This is a genomic window from Clostridium sp. LS, assembly GCF_002760435.1.
Classification (GTDB): Bacteria; Bacillota; Clostridia; order Clostridiales; family Clostridiaceae; genus Clostridium.
Map to the genome: position 1 here is coordinate 43,879 of NZ_AUUU01000017.1, position 13,286 is coordinate 57,164.

At 28.4% G+C, this 13,286-nt stretch carries 16 protein-coding genes and 3 pseudogenes; 7 read left to right on the top strand and 12 right to left on the bottom strand.

The window, feature by feature from the left end:
- Positions 1-20: 20 nt before the first annotated feature.
- From COL3_RS04735 to COL3_RS04760, 6 genes are all read right to left on the bottom strand, one after another.
- Entirely contained in the window at positions 21-1,487 is a 1,467-nt protein-coding gene (locus tag COL3_RS04735; protein WP_008420130.1) for a nicotinate phosphoribosyltransferase, read from the bottom strand.
- A gap of 12 nt (positions 1,488-1,499) precedes the next feature.
- On the bottom strand, positions 1,500-2,039 hold the full coding sequence (locus tag COL3_RS04740; protein ID WP_008420131.1) for an isochorismatase family cysteine hydrolase: 540 nt from the start codon (positions 2,037-2,039) through the stop codon (positions 1,500-1,502).
- Between the two features lie 58 nt (positions 2,040-2,097).
- Positions 2,098-2,898, bottom strand: coding sequence for a phosphoribosylpyrophosphate synthetase (locus COL3_RS04745; RefSeq protein ID WP_008420133.1), 801 nt, complete (start codon positions 2,896-2,898; stop codon positions 2,098-2,100).
- 17 nt (positions 2,899-2,915) lie between these two features.
- A complete protein-coding gene (locus tag COL3_RS04750) occupies positions 2,916-3,809 on the bottom strand; it encodes an NUDIX domain-containing protein (RefSeq protein ID WP_008420135.1) in 894 nt (297 codons plus the stop codon).
- A 279-nt stretch (positions 3,810-4,088) separates the two neighbouring features.
- Positions 4,089-4,364, bottom strand: coding sequence for a DUF3795 domain-containing protein (locus tag COL3_RS04755; RefSeq protein ID WP_347474368.1), 276 nt, complete (start codon positions 4,362-4,364; stop codon positions 4,089-4,091).
- 105 nt (positions 4,365-4,469) lie between these two features.
- Positions 4,470-5,249: an RNA polymerase sigma factor gene (locus COL3_RS04760; RefSeq protein WP_008420139.1), complete on the bottom strand. Its 780-nt coding sequence runs from the start codon at positions 5,247-5,249 to the stop codon at positions 4,470-4,472.
- Positions 5,250-5,493: 244 nt separating this feature from the next.
- On the opposite strand from COL3_RS04760, the gene COL3_RS04765 reads away from it, so the two are divergent.
- The 3 genes and pseudogenes from COL3_RS04765 to COL3_RS04775 all read left to right on the top strand — a co-directional run.
- A complete protein-coding gene (locus COL3_RS04765) occupies positions 5,494-5,709 on the top strand; it encodes a spore coat associated protein CotJA (protein ID WP_008420140.1) in 216 nt (71 codons plus the stop codon).
- 7 nt (positions 5,710-5,716) lie between these two features.
- The gene (locus COL3_RS04770; RefSeq protein ID WP_008420142.1) at positions 5,717-5,968 is read left to right on the top strand and encodes a spore coat protein CotJB; all 252 of its coding nucleotides are present in this window, start codon (positions 5,717-5,719) and stop codon (positions 5,966-5,968) included.
- A 15-nt stretch (positions 5,969-5,983) separates the two neighbouring features.
- Positions 5,984-6,175, top strand: a pseudogene (locus COL3_RS04775) (manganese catalase family protein); the annotation flags it as partial.
- A gap of 337 nt (positions 6,176-6,512) precedes the next feature.
- Here COL3_RS04775 and COL3_RS04780 read toward each other — a convergent pair.
- From COL3_RS04780 to COL3_RS04790, 3 genes are all read right to left on the bottom strand, one after another.
- The gene (locus tag COL3_RS04780; RefSeq protein WP_008420147.1) at positions 6,513-6,863 is read right to left on the bottom strand and encodes a cupin domain-containing protein; all 351 of its coding nucleotides are present in this window, start codon (positions 6,861-6,863) and stop codon (positions 6,513-6,515) included.
- A 316-nt stretch (positions 6,864-7,179) separates the two neighbouring features.
- Entirely contained in the window at positions 7,180-7,716 is a 537-nt protein-coding gene (locus tag COL3_RS04785) for a GNAT family N-acetyltransferase (protein WP_008420148.1), read from the bottom strand.
- A 168-nt stretch (positions 7,717-7,884) separates the two neighbouring features.
- The gene (locus COL3_RS04790) at positions 7,885-8,244 is read right to left on the bottom strand and encodes a helix-turn-helix domain-containing protein (RefSeq protein ID WP_008420150.1); all 360 of its coding nucleotides are present in this window, start codon (positions 8,242-8,244) and stop codon (positions 7,885-7,887) included.
- Between the two features lie 139 nt (positions 8,245-8,383).
- Here COL3_RS04790 and COL3_RS04795 point away from each other — a divergent pair, with 139 nt between their 5' ends.
- The gene (locus tag COL3_RS04795) at positions 8,384-8,914 is read left to right on the top strand and encodes a nitroreductase family protein (protein ID WP_008420152.1); all 531 of its coding nucleotides are present in this window, start codon (positions 8,384-8,386) and stop codon (positions 8,912-8,914) included.
- 511 nt (positions 8,915-9,425) lie between these two features.
- On the opposite strand, the gene COL3_RS04800 is transcribed toward COL3_RS04795, so the two are convergent.
- The 3 genes and pseudogenes from COL3_RS04800 to COL3_RS04810 all read right to left on the bottom strand — a co-directional run bounded on the left by COL3_RS04800 (position 9,426) and on the right by COL3_RS04810 (position 10,882).
- Positions 9,426-9,638: a helix-turn-helix domain-containing protein gene (locus COL3_RS04800; protein WP_008420154.1), complete on the bottom strand. Its 213-nt coding sequence runs from the start codon at positions 9,636-9,638 to the stop codon at positions 9,426-9,428.
- Positions 9,639-9,806: 168 nt separating this feature from the next.
- A pseudogene (locus COL3_RS04805) lies at positions 9,807-10,151 on the bottom strand (MBL fold metallo-hydrolase); the annotation flags it as partial.
- A gap of 128 nt (positions 10,152-10,279) precedes the next feature.
- The gene (locus COL3_RS04810) at positions 10,280-10,882 is read right to left on the bottom strand and encodes a hypothetical protein (RefSeq protein WP_143327524.1); all 603 of its coding nucleotides are present in this window, start codon (positions 10,880-10,882) and stop codon (positions 10,280-10,282) included.
- Positions 10,883-11,110: 228 nt separating this feature from the next.
- Here COL3_RS04810 and COL3_RS04815 point away from each other — a divergent pair, with 228 nt between their 5' ends.
- The 3 genes and pseudogenes from COL3_RS04815 to COL3_RS04825 all read left to right on the top strand — a co-directional run bounded on the left by COL3_RS04815 (position 11,111) and on the right by COL3_RS04825 (position 12,761).
- On the top strand, positions 11,111-11,722 hold the full coding sequence (locus tag COL3_RS04815) for a TetR-like C-terminal domain-containing protein (protein WP_008420160.1): 612 nt from the start codon (positions 11,111-11,113) through the stop codon (positions 11,720-11,722).
- 147 nt (positions 11,723-11,869) lie between these two features.
- A pseudogene (locus COL3_RS04820) lies at positions 11,870-12,106 on the top strand (IS1595 family transposase); the annotation flags it as partial.
- Between the two features lie 109 nt (positions 12,107-12,215).
- The gene (locus tag COL3_RS04825) at positions 12,216-12,761 is read left to right on the top strand and encodes a hypothetical protein (protein ID WP_008420162.1); all 546 of its coding nucleotides are present in this window, start codon (positions 12,216-12,218) and stop codon (positions 12,759-12,761) included.
- Positions 12,762-13,286: the final 525 nt, after the last annotated feature.

Below are 13,286 nucleotides of genomic sequence, written 5' to 3' on the forward strand. Positions count from 1 at the left end.
TAGCTTTTAGTAAAACTATATTATAAAGAATGTAATCTTTCTCTAATTTCTCTTAATGAATAATCTCTAATTAATTTACTATCCTTAAAAACAATCTCTAATAAATTATCTTTACATTCTTCCTGTTCTTTTATAGTAAGCTCGTCCTTATAAAGAATATCTTCTCCCTGCTTATAAACACAGCACATACCTTTTTGAGACTTTTTAAAGTTTCCAGTATCAGTTTTTGGATCTTTAAATATAAACTTTTCTTCCCCATTTATTACAGCATGTGTTGCTTTTAGTGCAAATCCAAAAGTATCACGAGTATTATATTGATAAGTGTATGAGCCAATTCCAAAAGTACAATTGCTTACTGCAAACCCTTTTTCTGTAAGGTGCCTGCAAATTTCTTCGCACCTTTCAACAGTAATACTGTCTCCATAAATTGTACCTATATGCGAATTTAAAACTTTATATCCTTTTAAATTAACTTCTCCCCCAAAAATTTCCCATAAAAGTTCAACTGTTCCCTTATATGCTGGACTATCCTCAGGTGCTTCAGGATCTCCACAGATTATTTTAACTGGATCACCACTATCCCCTCTTATTACTATTTTTCCATCTCTACTTAATATATCATCTTTTAATTTAGGCAGTATATTAGTTATAAGATTCCAATAATCATAAGTATCTGATACTATACTTAATATTCCACTTGGAAATACCTCATTAATCAGCCTTTTATATGCTTTAAGCTCATCTGTTCCGTAGCTGCACATTACACTATGCTCTGTTGAAGGAGTTCCTAGACCTACAATTTCATTTTTAATGTTACAATTATAATATTTTTCTAAATATAGTATTGATGAAATTGTTGCAGTTCCAGTAAATGAAAGCAAATGCCCTGCACTGCTGACCTTTGCACTTTCAATAGAACTAAAACCTCTCATACTAAAATCTCCGCAAGCTTTTGTCACATCTCCATTTTCTACAGTTAAATTATAGTATTTTTCTACTATTTCTCTATATCGATAGGCAATTGTCGCACTTGTCATAGGTTGCCATATATTGCAGCTCATAAAAGTTTCCAAATAATTTACAAGCCATGCAAAGTCATCGTGAGTATTAGTGATTTCAATCATTGGTGTTTTGATATTTACTCTAGTTCCTTCTGGAACTGCTTTTATTTGAATAGGTAAATATCCTAAATCATGAAGCCTTTCTATATGAGTTGTATCTGCTGCAATGCTACCCATTGTTCTAGAAATTACTCTTTTGTACTCTTTAACTATTTCTTCTTTGGATACACTAAAGAAATTATCATTAAAATATTCTATAAGATATTTCTTTAAAAATGATTGGAGACCAAACATAACAACCTTATTCATATTTTCTTTTCTAGACATTCTTGGTGTCCAGTAGCTTACTAGTTTTGTCATGCCTTCTGCATAACACATATGATGAATTGTTTTATAAAAATCTGTTAATAATAATGGATTTATCATTTTTATTCGCCCCTATCTAATAACCTCAACGCTTAATGCCTCTATAACATCTAATGCTTTATCATGCAGGCTATCATCAAAACTTGCACAAAGTGTTCCATCTACAATTAAATTGGCATTTATATATTGAGATTGGAACGTTACAACATTACTTATTACACACATATTTGTGACAACACCGACCAATTCAATTTCATTTATATCATCCCCTATATCTTCCGTGATCTTAAGCATGTCCTTTGGAGCAATACCGAAGGCGCTTTTATTATAATGAAGAATATTTTTAACTCCAACAAATTCTTTTAACTTTCCATAAAGTTCATGTCCTTCTGTATTTATATAACAATGAGGAACAGGTAAACTCTTTCCCTCTCTAGTATCTAAATAATTTTCAAAATGAGTATCATAAGTGAATAATACCTTGTCTCCATTGTCTAAATATTTTTTTACTTTATTATAAATACCATCTTCTAATGTCTCTGCCTTCTTAAATCCCAATGCTCCATCAACAAAATCTTTTTGATAATCAATAACTACTAATAACTTTTTCATAATCTTTTCCTCCTAATAAATTAATTATAAATAAAGATATGATTTTAAAAATATTTATTTAAATAATTGATGTAATTTCCAACTTATTATGACCCTTGGATAAAATGCTATTTGTAGTAAATACTTTAGTTATCAAGTCAGTCGTTAAAATTTCCCCATCAAATATTGTATCCTCACAATGAGTTACTGCTAAGTAAATTTCTGTAGCCCCCATTTCTTTAAGTTTTTTAGCAGTTAATATAAAAGTTCCACCTTTTGAACATAAATCATCTACAATTACAGCTTTGAACTTCTCACTCTCAATGTTGCCATTTACATCAAGTTTCTTTATACATCCCGTTTTAAAATCTCTTTCCTTATTTGCAGTCAATACTTTCTCATACTTGATTTGCTTACTATATCGTTTGGCTGCACCAGCATCAGGATATATCAAATATAAATCTTCATTGTTATTATCAATATATTCAATTGCTTTTTCAGCTAAACTTTTTGACATGTTTATTACTTTTACTCTATCAAGCAATGCAACACAAACGTCTGAATGTGGCTCATATATTGATACCTCATCGAATTTCAAAGCATTTATTAGTCTACACAAATGCTTTAATGTAAAAACAGTCAAGCCCTCTGTTCTATCCATTCTGCTATACGGCATATATGCTACAACTAATTTACATTTTAAATTCAGTTCATCTAAATGTCCTTTTAAAAATATCAAATGTGTTATATCATCATCACTTTCAAACTTTAGCTTTATAGTATTAACTACATTTGCAATATTTAGATTATCACTGTTTATTAAGCTCTCTCCATTTGGAAATTTTGTGATATTAACTTTTTCATTATTTAGATAAATCATGTTTACAACCCCTCATTTTAAAATTTATGCTCAAAATTCTCATTGAACTTAAATACCTTAGCTGGCCTAAAAGGCTTTCCTTCTATTTTTTCATCAGTTTCTATGATCATGCCATCCATTTTCCTTCTAAAATTCAAAATTTCTTCTCCAAGTATTGCTTCATAGACATTCTGAAGTTCTTTTACTGTAAATAATCTTGGTAAAAGATTCAATGCAATTGGAGTATATTCAATTTTATTTCTAACCCGATCAATTGCGAAATCTATAATCTTATAATGATCAAAAGCTAATTTTTCATTACTGCAATCTAAAATTTTATAATCCTTATTTTTTTTTCTAAGAATATTCCTTTCTGTTTTTTCAATTATTTCATAATCAATTCTCTCCTCTCCATCTTCGCTTTCAAGTTTCAATAAATATTTATTAATTAAATATTTTTCATCCTTAGTAGCTTCAATTAAATTTTTTTCTATCCAAAACCATTTTGATTCTTTTCTATTTTTTCCTTTGTTGTAACTTATCTTATCCTTTGAAATTAAAGCTATATTTCCTATACTAATTACACGAGTTCTTGGGTCTCTGTTTACTTCTCCAAAGGTATAAAGCTGCTCAGTATAAACATTATCTATTCCTGTTTCTTCTTTTAATTTTCGAGTAGCACTTTCTTCTAAGCTCTCATTATTTCTAATAAAGCCTCCTGGAATCGCAAAGTTTCCCTTGTATGGATAATCATCTCTTTTAATTAAAAGGACTTGCATTCCCTTTTTAGGTATTTTGCGAGAATTATCCTCTAATCTATCACTAGTTGTAAATATTATTACATCGTTAGTAACACTAGGCCTTTCGTAAACATTCACATCATATTTATTTAAAAACTCTTCTTCACTATTATAAAAATTTTCGTTCTTCACACGAAACACCTCTTTTTGCATTTGATTAATTTAGTAAGTCACTATAGGAAATTCATTCTATTTTTTAAATTCCATAAAATAGTTATTTGTTTAATTCATTTAGATATTATCAATTCGATACTATGTATTTATAATACTTCCAAAATAAGTATTTGTAAATACTTATTTGCAATTTTATCAAAAAATTTAATCAGAACCACCAAGCGGGTGATATTCAAAATATAATAAAAAATACCGCTGTTAAACGGTATTTTGCAAATTTTCGAACTAACTATTATGTTATATGCTTTCTCCTCCCGCCCACTTTCTACATTGTTCTAAACGTGGAGCTGGATCATACCCTTGCTCTTTTCCAAAATTACTAATTAAATCACATGGAAATTTAACACATACTCCACAGTGAGCTAATCCTTTTGATTCACAACAACATTTTACTCCACATTCTCCTTCCCAAAATGTTTTTTCCATATTAGTACACCCCTTGCAATTCACTTTGTCCTTTCTTTCACAACTACTACAACATACACCACACCGTGATTCACACATTATAATCATCCTCTCTCAAATTGATTTATAGATTTTCTACCTTTCATATATACAGATGCATAAAAAAATAAAAAGATACGGAAAATGCATAATTTTTTCTGTATCTTTTATAAATTAGATTTCATATTTATTTTGCAAGGCTGCAATTATATTACTGTACCAATTTTCTGAAGGCTTTCTATCAGGCATTCTTTCGTATAAAAATTTTATCTTATTCCTTACTTCTTGATTATATTTATATTTCTTCTCTTTATAATCTATATATTCTATTAACTTCATTTTCTTAGCTTCCTTTTGCAAATTGTCTCTTCGCATAGAAAATTCAATCCAGGCGCTGCAGCTGCAAGGATTATTAACATGAAGAAGATTGCAGTGATCTGAAAAGAATGAGTCAAGATTCATTCTTGCCCTATAGAGAAGTCCTTTTGTTGCCGACTTTGAGAGCTCTAAAATTTCAGCCGCCTCATCTATAGGTAGCCCAAACATATCAACCAGTGAAAATGCTATTCTTTGATTTAATGTTAATCTTCTTACCATTGCTAAAAAACATCCATTTTGTAAATCTTTAATAGCTTCATCTACAATTATATAATCTTCTGGCAATGGCTCGTTAGATTTTAATAATTTTCCTTCACCTTCTAATTCTAAAATTTCTTCATATGATAATTCTGTTATTCCTTGTTCCTTTCTCATTTTCATGCGAAATATATTAAGACATATGGTTGTAAGCCATTTTTTTATTGCATTAACATCTTTAAGTTGAGAAATATTTTTCCAAGCTTGAATTAACGTTTCCTGCGCAATATCCTCAGCAACACTGGGGTTGCATGAAAGCTTGAGTGCATAATTATAAATATATCTGCCATAATTATCAATAATAATCTCAAAATCCATAATAATTCCTCCAAAACATATCTTGAATATTACCTTAACTTATATTTAATATAGAAAAATTACTTATTTACTTTAAAATATACTTGCTATACTTATGGTTGTAAATAGTTTTACGCTAATCATTTACAATTTAATACAAAATACATAAAAAATAATCAGAATATATTTTATTTTTTATCACATATCCTAAGAACTAGCATAAATTATTTATTAAGTAAGCCACAAATGAAGGAGAGAAACCCTTATGTACAGACATGATGACTGTATGTGTAAACAAAAAAAAGAATATGCACGCGCATATATATTACCTCAAAAATATGAAAATTTGTATTCATGTAAAGAAGGTTTTTCTAAAGGTACAATTTTTAGAGACCTTTATAAACCGGATCCTTATTATAGCTATTATGATTATGGCTATAGTTATGCATATGACTACACTAATATGAATTCTGAGGGGTGATATACAAATGCATGCAAAAGAGGCCTTAAATAATATAAGAATATATCAATTTTGTGCTGTAGAGCTTAACCTATACCTTGACAATTTCCCTAATGACAAAAATGCCAGAGATGATTATAATAAAGTTTCTTGCAAATTATCTACTTTAATCCATGAATATGAAAAAAATTATGGTCCATTAACCAATTTTGGTTCTGCCTATGTGGAAAATCCAAGAGCATGGGTAGATACACCATGGCCATGGGAAAATTGTAAATAGGAGGAATAGGAGTTTATGTGGTATTATGTAAAAACATTGGAATATCCAGTAAATCTTAAATGCAAAGATCTTAATATGGCCAAATATTTAATAACTCAATATGGTGGTCCAGATGGAGAATTAAGTGCTGCACTAAGATATTTAGATCAACGCTATACAATGCCAACAGGTAAATCTAAAGGGCTTTTGACAGATATTGGTACAGATGTAACAGTGACGTAAAAGTAAAAACTATATCCGTAAATATTACTAAAAGAAAAAACGAACATAATTAATTTTATCATTATTACATTTTATATTTCAATAAGTACAATTAATACTCACTAACAATTGGTGAATAAAAAGCAGGTATCACCTGCTTTTTATTACATCCTATTTTAGTATGACGCATTAAAAAAATAGCAGATTCACTCTCTGAATAATGCGATTTTACAATCAGTTATTTATTTTTATTGATTCATAAAGATTTTAATAATTTCTAAAAAATCAAACTCTATATTCTCAGACATATCTTCTGATTGAAGTAATTAAAGTTTTCCCTGAACTATTTGTCTTCATATAAATCTCCGCTGTTTTCCTTATTTAGTGTTCCCTCTAATTCAATCATCAAAAATTTTGTGAGTTCAGTAACCACTGGTCTATGAATAGTTTCTCTTGGAACAATAATAAATTCTCCTTCACCAACTTCAGTAAAGCCTTGTGTAGTTTCCAATTTAAATTTACCCTCGATGACATAAAAAAGTTCATCTGACTCATCATGAACATGAAAGTCTAATGTTCTATTTGCTACCTGTACAACACTCATGATATGTTTGTTTAACATTCCTATTTTCTTATAGACATATAATTGTTCAATATTATTTACTTCATCAATTAGATTAACTTTTGACAACATAATGAAACCTCCTTGTATAAATATGATTTTTTTGATATTTGTTAATACATATGTTAGCATTAAGTTAATCATCTGTAAAATTGATTGTTTTGATTATATTAATCGTTTTTTTAGATAATAACAAAGTGTAGTTTATTTTGTCTGCATCCTAATTTACTACTATGAATCAAATCTACAATTACCATATTATTCTTTGTATATTTCTTTCAAATCTCCATATAATTATTTTGAATTAATAATTATGTTTAGCTTCAAAATTTTTAATTCAGCCCCTTTATTGAGGCTTTTTATTGTGCGACAATTGTAGTATTGTGTCTTAGTGAACATTAATATAGTTTTGTTTTTTTATCAAGTATGAAGGATGATATAGTTGTGTTGGCTGATAATATTCATCATGTGTGCAAGTAAATCCAAGTTTTTTTAGTAATTTAGCCGATCCTATATTTTTAGGATTGTGTCCTGCAAAAAGTGCATTAACATTGAGTGTTTTAAAGGCATATTCTATAACTGCAGAACATGCTTCTTGAGCGATGCCTTTTCCCCAATACTTCTCTTTTAAATGAATCCCCATTTCTAATATATTATTTTCAGAATCATATGGCCGCAAACCACAACATCCTACATTTTTGTTAGTTTCCATTAAATAAATTGGCCAATATTGAATATTGTAAATGCTATAACTTTCAATTTCCTTTCTTAGCCTTTGTTGTATTTCTTCTTTTGACATTTTACCTTCTGCCACAATAAATTTTGTTACTTCTGAATTGCCCCATAATTCTACAGCATCAGATATATCATTTTCACTCCATATTGAAAATCCAATTCTTACTGACTTCAAAAAGAATTCTTTCATTTGATACCCTCCTATAAACTTATATTCTTCTGCTATGAAGCAATTATAACATAAATTATAAATACAGTATTATTCAGTTTTCAAAGAACATTTTTATAATTTACTACGTCAAATTTACATATTAAGCAGATTATCTGAATAATGTAATTCTTATTAAATTTTTAAATACTACTTTCTATAATTACTCCACCAAGCAGTTAACTCATAAAATATTGGCAACATGCTTTTTCCTATATCAGTTAAAGCATATTCTACTCTTACTGGCATTTCATTATATTGATTTCTAGTAATTAATCCATCCTGCTCTAATTCATGTAATGAATTTGATAACATTGTATTTGTTATTCCTGATATTTCCCTTTTCAATTCATTAAACCGAACCACTTCTTTTTTTAATAATTGTGCTAATATACGTAGTTTCCACTTACCTCCAATTATTTCTAATGCACTTTTTACAATACATTCGTGGTTGTTATTTGATTCTTTAATTGAAATTAAATATTGATCTAATTCTTGTTTACTAACCATATCTATTCCTCCAAAGTATGAAAAATAATACCTAATCACAAAATTCTGCGTACTTGCCAGTATGAATTGAGTTAATTATACTAATTATACCAAGTACATTTTTTAGAATAAATACTATATTTAAAAGGAGATATTAATCATGGAACTGATGAAAGCAATATTAATGCGTAAATCTACTAGAAGTTATAAATCTAAACAAATTAGTGATGAATCCTTAAATAATATAATTAATGCCGGATGTGCTGCACCAGTAGGAATGGGTGCTTATGATATGGTACACTTAACAGTTGTTCAAAATTCTGACCTGCTAGATAGAATTACAAAAACATATGCAAATATAAATGGAAATCCAAAAGCTAATCCACTATATGGTGCACCAACATTAGTAGTTATTTCTGGTAAACCGCATGAAAAATTCCCTTATGCTGAGCTTGCTAATGCATCTTGTATTATTGAGAATATGACCCTTGCAGCTACTGATCTTGGTATAGGCAGTGTATATTTATGGGGTACCACACATACAATTAATGCAGATAAGGATTTACTAAAAGCATTAAATTTACCTGAAGGTTTTATTCCTGCTGCTAGTATTGCATTGGGTTATCCAACTGAGCCATTGACTACAGAGAAAGAATTGAAACAAACTATAAAAATCACCACAATTAAATAGACAATTAAAATTAAACCTCAATATGTTTTGTATTAAATTAAAGTTGTATTTTAGAAATTCACTGTCTATAAGCAAACAAAAGAGTTTGTTCTATGTTGGAGTAAACTCTTTTATATGCCATATTAATGTGGACGATTCTAACTTCTCATAATTTAACTACTGCAAATAAATCATGTCGCATTTTCTACAAATTGTGTTGTTAATTATAACACAAACCGTAAATATCACATTATTTAATTGCTGCACATTTTCTACACTATATTCTTTACACATTATGCAAACCTTAGCAGTGAACAAAAAATTCCCTTGTACTATAAAAATACAAGAGAATTTATAATGTTATTATTCCAATAACAAATACTGATAGAAAACATCGTATTTTGTTATTGGGTGATTTCTAAGAAAACTCTAAATTTTCAGTTTAATTTTAACATTACAGTATAGTTTCTATAATCTTTTGTTATATTATATCAATTTGGGTTATATAAAAATAGACTTACTAATAGTATATCTAACCTACTTCTTTTACCCTTATGCTCCTGCAGCAACCTTTTTCTTTTAAAATATAACCTTTATTTTCTAAAATATTTATATATCTTTGCACAGTAGATGTAGAGCTTAATTCAGCAATTTCACAAATTTCCCTAACCGTTGGTGGTATATTATTTTCTTTAATATAGTTTATAATAATATTCAAAATATTTTTCTCTTTGTCTGTCAGCATTAAATCCTCTCCTTATCTTATGTCCATATTTTTTTGTTTTTAAATACAAATATAATTCACGAATTCCGAACTGGTGTTCGGTTGTATTTTATTACTATTAGCTTATTTTGTAAATATGCGTATAAAAAAACTAGAAGATCTTTAACATCTTCTAGTCTTATATAATTATTATTTTTTCTTTGCACTCCCTGGCGTATCTGCTGCTTTATCAACTGGTTTTACATTAAAAGTTATATCTTTTCCATTTGAGGTCGCTATTATTGTTCCTTCTAAATCTGTTCTAAATACATTGATATTTTTGGCAAGAAGTTTATCTAAAATTTCCTTATGTGGATGCTCATAATCATTGTCTTTCCCACAACTTATAATCGCATATTTAGGATTAACTTTATCTAAAAATGCTTGAGTTGTTGAAGAATGACTTCCATGATGTCCAACTTTCAAAACGACAGCTTGTATATCAAGTTGTTTTTGCAGTATCTCACCTTCACCTACATCTTGAGCATCACCCAATATTATCTCTTTTTAATTATTAAATTTTCCAAAGAATCCACCTGTAGTGCTCTGTCAAGCTTTCCTTGTTTTAGTCTTTTAATTACTAAATCAGAGGTCCATTATTATAACAAAAATCATAATATCCTCTATTCTTCAGACATGGCCATATACCAATTTCTAAATTCAATAGAGAAGTGATTCAAATGCCCATGTATAAGAGTATCTGGTGAAGCTTTTGGTAAAATTATAGTTAATTTTGCCTGCATTCCGTCTTTGTAGTCACGTAATTCATGTAATGCATAGCTAACTAATTTTCCGTTTTTACTTTTTATAATTGCAACAAAACCAAATGGGTAGTCTTTATCAGCTGGAATTGGTATTGTTGAATCAATTTCAGTTAAATTTAGAAAAATGTGCCATGGATATTCGAATTCTCCGAGGTTCTCAATTACCTCTGCTCGTCCATCCTGCAAAACTCGATTACGATAGTGATCAGGATGAGCGGTACCTAATAATTTACTCTCGTTTTTCACCAAACACATGAACCATTTATGGAATTGTTCTGCCCTCACTTTAGGCATTTCTAGTAGGACAAATCCAGATTTCCATTCTCCATTTGATTCATCAGCCCATTTTTCCATTTGAATAGTAGCTTTATCGATTTCTTCCTCTATTAAGTTTATAATCTTTTCACTGCCAATTTTGTTCTTCAAAAAGGTAAGTGCTCTTCGAGATCTTACTAGTTCCATTTTCTGAATATCTTGATCACTCAGGCATTCCTCCCCGATATAAGCTGTAACTGAATAGGATAAATTTTTTGTTGTATCCATAACTTTTTACCTCCATTTATTATAAATTAAATTGATAACAACACCATGTTGTTTTATGCTTATATTGTATTACGAAAGTTTTCATAATCAATGAACACAAATTTTGAATATGTTGAATTTGTGAAAAAAATATTAATGGAGGTAAAAATGAATACTAATATCGATTCTACAAAAATACGTCGAACTCGTCAAAAAATTATAAAGGCCTTTCTAGATTTATATGCTATAAAACCGCTTGGACAGATTTATATAAAAACTTTGACTGAGTCTGCTGGAATAAATCGTGGCACCTTTTATCTTCACTATATTGATTTAAATGATCTTCTTATATCAATTGAAAATGAGCAATTAGACGCAATTGCTAAACTTAGTAAAGAATTTCATCATTTTTATTATTCAGAAAAAACCAACGAATTTGCTCAATTTTTCAAACCTATACTTAATTATATAGTTGAAAACAAAAAATTGTTTAAAATTCTAACTAGTCCTCATAGTCATCTCTATTTTAAAGAATCATTCAAAAAAATGATGAGAAATAATTTTGCTCAGAGATTCCATTCTGTACTTATGACAGTAAAAAATACGGAATTGTTAAAAAAGGAATATGTTATTGAGAGTCTTATTAATGGCAATCTTGCCATGATAATTCACTGGATTCAATCAGATATTAATCTATCTCCAGATGAACTGGCCGACTTAATAAGTTGTACTGTACTTAAAAGTCCACTCTCTATAATTGAAAGTAATGTTAAAGGGTAGAGGGAAAATCGTATCATGAAGTGCAAAGTGACCTGTATTAAATGTAAAAAAATAATTATTTTGCATTGTGTAATTTCCCTAAATATCTATTATTATGTATATTATTAAAATTCTTTAATAATTTATATTAAAAAAGAGATTGCATGATTATATCATATTTAACATATTAATGCTCTCCATAGCAATTTTAAAAAATGGATGAACAGGTTCAATGGTGTTGCAACAAAATACCTTAGTAACTATGTTAAGTGGTTCAAATGGCTTAGAATATTTGATACAGATAAAGAGAGAATAAAGGCTAAAAACTTTATAGTTCAAAGTAATGTAGTACATTCATATTGCAAAGTAAGAGATTTAAAAAATAGAAAGCCAATGTATGTATAGCATATGTGGTATTTTGTAAATTATGTTATAATAAGTATTATAAAAAAAACTACAATCAAGTAAGCAATAGCAATTAATTAAGAGCATTATTTAAAAAGGAGGTTCGTTTATGAAGATTATTAGTAAAACTAATGGTATTAATTTTGGAGTTTCAAGTGAATTTAAAAGCGAATATCTTGCACCAATAATACAAAATTTACTGTTTAAAGCGGAAAATGAGTGGGATGATTATAATGAAGTTTATCATTGTTGTAAATTAATTGAGAATGTAAAAAGCAATGAAAATATAAATATGGACTTTCATATTATGAAGAAAGACGAAAAATGTTTAGGTGTTGCTCTTGTTAGTAGTGGCATTCTTGATTATAAGACGTTTTTTAAAGAACCTATACAGATAAACGAAGAGGATAAAGACATTTTGATATTCAACTATTTTCATATAGCCCAAGAAGGCAGAGGAAATGGAGAAATGTGGTTGAAGAACATAATACAATATTATAAATCTAAACATTTTAAAGCAATTTATTTAAAATCAAGTCATCCCAAGGTATTTTCTATGTATAATCGTTTGGGTATAGAAGTAGGAGAATATTCAAGTTATAGTGATAATAATTCATTTCATAGAAAAGGAAAAATATTTAAAATTACACTTTAAAGACATATATTTCATAATTTTCATATATATTAAGTATTGTAGGTAGGAAATCCCACTTATAATTTTTATTGGCTATATTTCAACATTATATTAAACATAGCCTTTAATTTAAATTTATCCCCCTTGATTCATAGATCTACATAAGTTAGAATTAAATTGCAAAATGGACTTGGTGGTAACTTCGGTTACTGCCTTTTTTATGCAAAAAATAAAGGTGGACCAAGTATTTCTACCTAATCTACCTCCATTGGCTACTTATTTGTGCAATTTAGCCAATATGTATTATATCATATTAATTATAGTTATGATAAAGAAACTTCGTAATTTATGCAACCATTTATAACTCCTAAAGTATAATAATAGTATGTAACAAATCTATTTTTTAATATAATAAATAAGTAGTGGCTATGGTGGCCTAACTACTGATTATTTATTTGTAGCTTTTGTTGTATATTTTATTTTAATAATGTCAATTATTATAGCTGATGGACCTCAAATCATTTATAAATAGTATTTAGTCTATAC